Source organism: Bradyrhizobium sp. (assembly GCF_049691595.1).
Classification (GTDB): domain Bacteria; phylum Pseudomonadota; class Alphaproteobacteria; order Rhizobiales; family Xanthobacteraceae; genus Bradyrhizobium.
On sequence record NZ_JBAVNZ010000104.1, the window covers coordinates 1 to 6,073 of the forward strand.

11 protein-coding genes are annotated in these 6,073 nt (G+C 63.9%); 7 read left to right on the top strand and 4 right to left on the bottom strand.

What is annotated here, in order from left to right:
* Positions 1-716: RNA polymerase sigma factor (locus WCE35_RS04710; protein WP_424592179.1), on the top strand; the 716-nt coding region annotated here is incomplete at its 5' end.
* Between the two features lie 32 nt (positions 717-748).
* On the opposite strand, the gene WCE35_RS04715 is transcribed toward WCE35_RS04710, so the two are convergent.
* Positions 749-952 carry a hypothetical protein gene (locus tag WCE35_RS04715; protein WP_424592180.1) on the bottom strand — a complete coding sequence of 68 codons (204 nt, stop codon included), beginning with the start codon at positions 950-952 and terminating at the stop codon, positions 749-751.
* A gap of 219 nt (positions 953-1,171) precedes the next feature.
* Here WCE35_RS04715 and WCE35_RS04720 point away from each other — a divergent pair, with 219 nt between their 5' ends.
* From WCE35_RS04720 to WCE35_RS04730, 3 genes are all read left to right on the top strand, one after another.
* Complete coding sequence (locus WCE35_RS04720; protein ID WP_424592181.1) at positions 1,172-1,588, top strand: DoxX family protein; 417 nt, start codon at positions 1,172-1,174, stop codon at positions 1,586-1,588.
* Positions 1,589-1,619: 31 nt separating this feature from the next.
* A complete protein-coding gene (locus WCE35_RS04725; protein ID WP_424592182.1) occupies positions 1,620-1,802 on the top strand; it encodes a hypothetical protein in 183 nt (60 codons plus the stop codon).
* A 207-nt stretch (positions 1,803-2,009) separates the two neighbouring features.
* Positions 2,010-2,423 carry a VOC family protein gene (locus WCE35_RS04730; RefSeq protein WP_424592183.1) on the top strand — a complete coding sequence of 138 codons (414 nt, stop codon included), beginning with the start codon at positions 2,010-2,012 and terminating at the stop codon, positions 2,421-2,423.
* 1 nt (position 2,424) lies between these two features.
* Here the strand turns inward: WCE35_RS04730 and WCE35_RS04735 are convergent, their stop codons facing one another.
* Positions 2,425-2,862: a hypothetical protein gene (locus tag WCE35_RS04735; protein WP_424592184.1), complete on the bottom strand. Its 438-nt coding sequence runs from the start codon at positions 2,860-2,862 to the stop codon at positions 2,425-2,427.
* Between the two features lie 26 nt (positions 2,863-2,888).
* On the opposite strand from WCE35_RS04735, the gene WCE35_RS04740 reads away from it, so the two are divergent.
* Positions 2,889-3,530: a histidine phosphatase family protein gene (locus WCE35_RS04740; RefSeq protein WP_424592185.1), complete on the top strand. Its 642-nt coding sequence runs from the start codon at positions 2,889-2,891 to the stop codon at positions 3,528-3,530.
* Between the two features lie 76 nt (positions 3,531-3,606).
* Here the strand turns inward: WCE35_RS04740 and WCE35_RS04745 are convergent, their stop codons facing one another.
* Both WCE35_RS04745 and WCE35_RS04750 read right to left on the bottom strand, forming a co-directional pair.
* Positions 3,607-3,897, bottom strand: coding sequence for a hypothetical protein (locus WCE35_RS04745; RefSeq protein ID WP_424592189.1), 291 nt, complete (start codon positions 3,895-3,897; stop codon positions 3,607-3,609).
* A gap of 161 nt (positions 3,898-4,058) precedes the next feature.
* Positions 4,059-4,847: an SDR family NAD(P)-dependent oxidoreductase gene (locus tag WCE35_RS04750; protein WP_424592186.1), complete on the bottom strand. Its 789-nt coding sequence runs from the start codon at positions 4,845-4,847 to the stop codon at positions 4,059-4,061.
* A 228-nt stretch (positions 4,848-5,075) separates the two neighbouring features.
* On the opposite strand from WCE35_RS04750, the gene WCE35_RS04755 reads away from it, so the two are divergent.
* Both WCE35_RS04755 and WCE35_RS04760 read left to right on the top strand, forming a co-directional pair.
* Positions 5,076-5,459 (top strand): cupin domain-containing protein, encoded by a 384-nt coding sequence (locus WCE35_RS04755; protein WP_424592187.1) that lies wholly within the window; start codon positions 5,076-5,078, stop codon positions 5,457-5,459.
* A 162-nt stretch (positions 5,460-5,621) separates the two neighbouring features.
* Positions 5,622-6,038 carry a YciI family protein gene (locus tag WCE35_RS04760; protein ID WP_424592188.1) on the top strand — a complete coding sequence of 139 codons (417 nt, stop codon included), beginning with the start codon at positions 5,622-5,624 and terminating at the stop codon, positions 6,036-6,038.
* Positions 6,039-6,073 lie beyond the last annotated feature (35 nt).

The window sequence follows — 6,073 nt, forward strand, 5'->3', positions numbered from 1 at the left end:
CGGTCGCCGCCATGATCTATCTGGTCTTCAACGAGGGCTATTCCGCGAGCGGCGATACCGCCGAGATTCGCAGCCCCCTGTGCGAAGAGGCCATCCGCCTGGCCAGGCTGCTGCTGCGGCTGTTCCAAAGCGAGCCCGAGATCATGGGGCTGACGGCGCTGTTGCTGCTGCAGCATGCCCGGGCGGCGGCACGGTTCGATGCCGAGGACGCGGTGGTCCTGCTCGACGATCAGGATCGTTCGCTCTGGAATCAGAAGATGATCGCCGAGGGGCTCGCACTGATCGACAAGGCGATGCGCCATCGCCGCAGCGGGCCCTATCAGATTCAGGCGGCGATCGCAGCACTGCATGCGCGCGCCGAAACGCCCGAGCAGACCGATTGGACCCAGATCGACCTGCTCTATGGCGCGCTCGAGATCATGCAGCCGTCGCCGGTGGTGACGCTCAACCGCGCGGTCGCCGTCGCCAAGGTGCGCGGGCCGCAGGCCGGGCTCGAGATGATCGAGCCGCTGTCATCGCGGCTGTCGAACTATTTCCATTACCACGGCGCGCGCGGCGCATTTTTGCTGCAGCTCAGCCGCAATGATGAGGCGCGAGAGGCCTTCGACCGCGCGATCGCGCTGGCGAACACTTCGGCGGAAGCCGCCCATATCCGCATGCATCTCGACCGGCTGATGCGCGACAGCCGGCAACACGGCGCGAATACGGCGAAGTAGCGGCTTTTCGCAACCGGACCGGCAATGCGGCGCTAGCGCCGGTCAGCAACGTGCCGGAGGATGATGTCCGATAGCTTGACCACAAGCCCGCGAAGCCGGGCATTTTCTTCAAGCAGCGACACGAGGCCATCCGAAAATTCGTCGTCCGAATATTCATCGGCGCGAATCGCTTCGTCACCGCGGAGCGCTTCATCGAGGCAATTTTGTTTTCTTTCTGTCGAATCTACGGTGGCCATGGCTAAATCCCCCATAATATAGGTAGCCGAACGCGCCCCAACCTACCCATTTGCGAATGTGAAGTGAGTCGGGGGCAAATTTGCGACCAAAATTGGAACAGCTTGGGCACAATTCGTTCTATCGTCCTTTTGCCGAAATTTTTTGCCGCTCCGTTGTCGGATTGTGCCAGCGCCGTTCGTCCCGGGATTGTGCATCATCAATCCCAGGGGAGACGCGCGATGAACGTGCAAGATGTCAGAATCACCGAATCTGCGCGCTGGGCGGGCCGCATTCTCAGCGGTCTTGTGATTGCATTCCTGCTGTTCGATGGCGCCATCAAGCTCGTGCCATGGCCCGTCGTCACCGAAACGATGGACAACATGGGCTATGGTTCGAGCGATAGCCTGGCGCGAAGCCTCGGAATCATCACCATCGTCTGCATCGTGCTCTATTCGATTCCGCCGACCTCGATCCTCGGCGCGATCCTTTTGACCGGCTATCTCGGCGGCGCGATGGCGTCACACCTGCGGATCGGAAGCCCGTTGCTCAGCCACACTTTGTTCGGGTTCTATCTCGGCCTGATGGCGTGGGGCGGGCTGTGGTTGCGCGACCGCGGTCTGCGCGCGCTGATTCCCTTTCGCCGCCGGCTTGCCTGACCGGGGAATTTGGCACAAACGGAGCCCAACCATGCTTGAGACCATTGAGTTTCACCATGCTGCCACAGGGCGATGCCACCATCTGACCTGGCTCATGCATGGTCCGACCCCTTTCATGGGAAAGATCATGCACGTGTTCTTCAACATGGACCGCGTGGTCGGCCGCGATTTCGAGATCGGTTTCGCCAACCTGAAAAAGCTCGCCGGGAAATGAGCCGCATGAACTATAATCGTATCCCGGACGCGGTGCAGCGTCTTTACGCTGCGCCGCAGAGCCGGGACCCATGGTCGCGGCCCGAATGGACCCCGGATCAGCAGCGCACCGGCATAGCGCGTCGAAGACGCGCGTGAACGCGCTGATGGCGCTGCGCAGCATCCGGGAAACGCACACCAACACAAGTCCAAACCCCAGGAGAGTGCGATGCGGATCAATCCCTATCTGTTCTACGACGGCAATTGCGAGGCGGCGTTCAAGTTCTATGAAAAGACGCTCGGCGCAAAGATCGAGATGATGTTGAGAAATGAAGAGGCGCCGCCCGAGATGCCGTCGCCGCCGGAGCGAAAGCACAAGATCATGCATGCCAGGATTTCGATCGACGGCGAGCTGTTGATGGCGTCCGATGCGCCGCCTGAACACTTCCACAAGCCGCAGGGCTTTTCGGTCTCGATCACGGTCAAGGATCCCGCCGAAGCCGAGCGCAAGTTCAAGGCGCTGTGCGAGGGCGGCAGCGCCGACATGCCGTTCGGCAAGACGTTCTTCTCGAAAGGTTTTGGCATGTGTACCGATCAGTTCGGCATTCCCTGGATGGTGAACTGCCCGCTGGAAGGCATGTGATCTACCGGCACCTCGGATAAATCGCCGCGAGTTCGCGCCCCCGCAGCAATAACAGCCGCGACGTCAAACCGCCGCGGCGGCTGATCCAGCCGCGCACCGGCGCGGGATAGGTGTCCAGCACCGCCTGCGATGCTTCCGGTTCGGCATACATCTGGCCGCGCCGGTCGACCGAACGCGCGGCGTGGAATCCGAGCACCGCGCGGCGCGTCACGCAGATGCGCTCGTTCGGCACCGTGCTCAGCACCAGCGTGCAGGCCGACAGGCACGGCCCGTCGATCACGACGCGCTCGCCGGACTGGCGCACGCGCTCGAACAGATCGAGGAACGGGCCGACCTCTCCGCCGGGGCTTGCGAGGATACGCACTTCCGCCCGTGCCGGCACGATCGCCGCGCCGAGCGCAGCCGCGGCCAAAATGGCTCTCCAGACCACCCTGCGCATCAGCGGCTCCTTTCGCGTCCCGATCAATGCCTGAGTTAATCAGCATTGGCGGACGCGACAAGGCTTCGTCAGTCATTCGCGCCGCAAACCCCGGCCTCGGCAAAGGTCGTCATCCCGATGTGACAGGCAAGCGCGGCGCGCGCCAGCAGGATCGCCACGCCGGCGCCGGAGGCCTCGCCGAGCCGCATGCCGAGATCGAGCAGCGGCTCAAGGCCGAACTCGCGCAGCAATTCGCGGTGGCCGGGTTCGGCCGAGACGTGCCCGGCGCGGCAGTGATCCAGCACGCCTGCGTCAAGGCGCGCGAGCGGCAGGACGGCGGCGGTCGCGACGAACCCGTCGAGCAGAACGGGAATGCGTCGCCGCCGCGCCACCAGCAGGATTTCGGCGCCTGGACCGGACGGCGGCACAACGACCTGGTCGCCAAACTTGGTAACGCCTATCGCGAGTTCTTCGTCGACCAGATCGATCGCGCGAAAGCGGGGCTTGCCAGCCTACCGGCAGGCGATGCCGTGCTGGTGGTGCATTCCGGCACCATCCGCGCCGTGCTCGCCATCGCCCTCGACCTTGAGCCCGACAGCGCGCTGCGTTTTGTCATCGATCCGCTGTCGCTGACCCGGATCGATCGGCTCGAGAGCGGCTGGCGCGTGCTGGCAGTCAATTGGTCGTGATGGGAAAGCGTATCTCAATCGCCGCCAGCGGGGCGCGCATCGGGCCCCGCTACGCTGATAAGTGGCCGCAGATAAGTCAGGCCGTCCTGCTCTTGACGGCGCCGACAATCGCCGTGAGAACCGCGCCCGCCACGCCGCCACCGGCGATCTGGCCGACGATGCTGCCGATATCCGGCGTCGAAGCGGTATTGGCAAGCAACGGAATCAGCATACCCAGGACCTGCCCCCCGGCGGCGCCGCCGATCGCACCGGCGATGGTGTTTCCAATCGTGCCAAGATCGATGCTCTTGACCGCGGCCGCGGCAACATTTCCGCCGACGGCACCGCTGATGATTTGGATGATCAGATTGATAAGTAGTCCCGACATCACGCAATACTCCCCCGATCCGGTGTTCAGTTTCAGCGCCGTGCGCGACGCCGGATCATCGCCGCGCCCGCACAACTTAGGCGTTTGATTCGGGGAGGTCACGCTGCACAAGCGAAAGATTCGAACGAAAACGATGAAAGATCGCCGGTGTGGCCGAAGCGCTACCGGTTCCGTCTCTCCCCTCGGAGCGTCGGCAAACCGATGCCGGCGGCGTCAAAACCGCCGTCGACGGCGAGAATCTGCCCGGTGATGTAGCTCGAACGGTCGCAGCACAGGAAGAACACGGCTTCCGCCAGTTCCTCTTCGAGGCCGTAGCGATTGAGCGGGATGGCGTCGTGATAGTCGGCGCGGATCTCCGGCGTGTGTACGGCCTTCGCCATCGCGGTGTCGACCGGGCCCGGTGCTACGCCGTTGACGCGAATGCCGAGCGAGGCGAGTTCCACCGCGAGCTGTTTGGTCAAATGCGCCAGCCCCGCCTTGCTGGTGCCGTAGGCCGAGCGCAGCGTGGAGGCGCGTACCGCCGAAATTGAAGTAATGTTCACGATGGCGCCGCCGCCATGTTCGCGCATCAGTGGCGCCGCCGCCTTGGTGCAGAGGAAGGGGCCGGTGAGATTGACCGAAAGCACCCGGCTCCAGTCCTCGTCCGAGGTGTCGAGCAGGGGCGCGAACAGCGCGACGCCGGCATTGTTGACCAGCGCGTCCAGGCGGCCGAAGCGTCGTTCGATTTCGGCGACCGCGCTTTTGACCGCCTTGGCATCGGAGACGTCACAGTGCAGCCCCAGCGTATTGCCGGCATCGGCCAGCTCTTCCAGGCTCTTCCATAGCAACTGGCCCTCGATGTCGAGCAGCGCGACGCGCCAGCCCTCGGCGAGAAACCGTTTCGCCGTCGCGAGCCCGATGCCGCGCGCGGCGCCGGTGACGAGTGCGACCTTTTGCAGGGCAGGGGCCATAAGGGTTCCATTCGCGATCGATCCGATTTGCGTTTCTATAAACCATGCCGTGGATCGTGTCCCGGACGCGGCGCAGCGCCGCTTTGGCGATGCGCCGCGGAGCCGGGACCCGCGTTGTCATGGACCCCGGATCAGCAGCACATCGCTTGCGCGCTGCGCAGCATCCGGGGCACCCTGCAAAACCCCGAAGAGCCACGCGCAACCTCGCAAGCGAAAGGACGAAATCCGATGATCGTCAGCGACGTCAGGGACACGCCGCCCGAGCAATGGCGGCTGGGCGTTGAAACCCGCATGGTGGTCTCCGCCGGCAACGGCGCGGCAGAACTGTGCATCTTCGAGCAATGGGTGGCGCCCGGCGCCGGCGCGCCGACCCATTCGCATCCGGTCGAGGAGGTGCTGACGGTGCGCGAGGGCGACGCCGAAATGTGGCTGGGTGAAGCGCGCGTGATCGCGACGGCCGGCCAGTCGCTGATCGTGCCGGCCGGACACAAGCACGGGTTCCGTAATTGCGGCACCACGACGCTTCACATCCACGCGGTGCTGGCGTCGCCGGTGTTCGAGGCCACGATGGAGGGCGAGACGGAACCGGTGCGAAGGTGGTCGGCGGAGTAAGGGCCAGTCTTGAACTCCGCTGCGATGTACGGCATCTCGGGCATGGCAATTACCTCCGAAATAATTCCGCCGGACATGTCGGTGCCGCAAAACCTCGCTCGTCTTGTTGATGGGCGCCGGCTGGCAGCCGGTCGATAAATCGAGGACCAACGGAGCGTGACGATGCGGTTCATGGTGATTGTGAAGGCCAGCAAGGACAGCGAAGCCGGCGTGATGCCCGATACGGAATTGCTGACCGCGATGGGCAAGTTCAACGAGGAAATGGTCAAGGCCGGAATCATGGAAGCCGGTGAGGGCCTGCATCCGACGTCGAGGGGCGCGCGGATCAAATATTCCGGTGGGCAAGGCAGCGTCAGCCGCGGTCCGTTCAACCTCACCAACGATCTCACCGCCGGCTTCTGGCTGATCCAGACCAAGTCGATGGAGGAAGCGATCGACTGGATGAAGCGCGCGCCGCTCGACCGCGGCTCCGAAGTCGAGATTCGGCAAATCTTTTCGGCGGAAGATTTTGGCGACGCGCTGACGCCGGAGCTGCGCGAGCAGGAAGAACGCCTGCGAGCCCAAGCGGCGAAGAAATAGGCCTCTCTCCGCCGTCATTCCGGGATGCGCTTTCG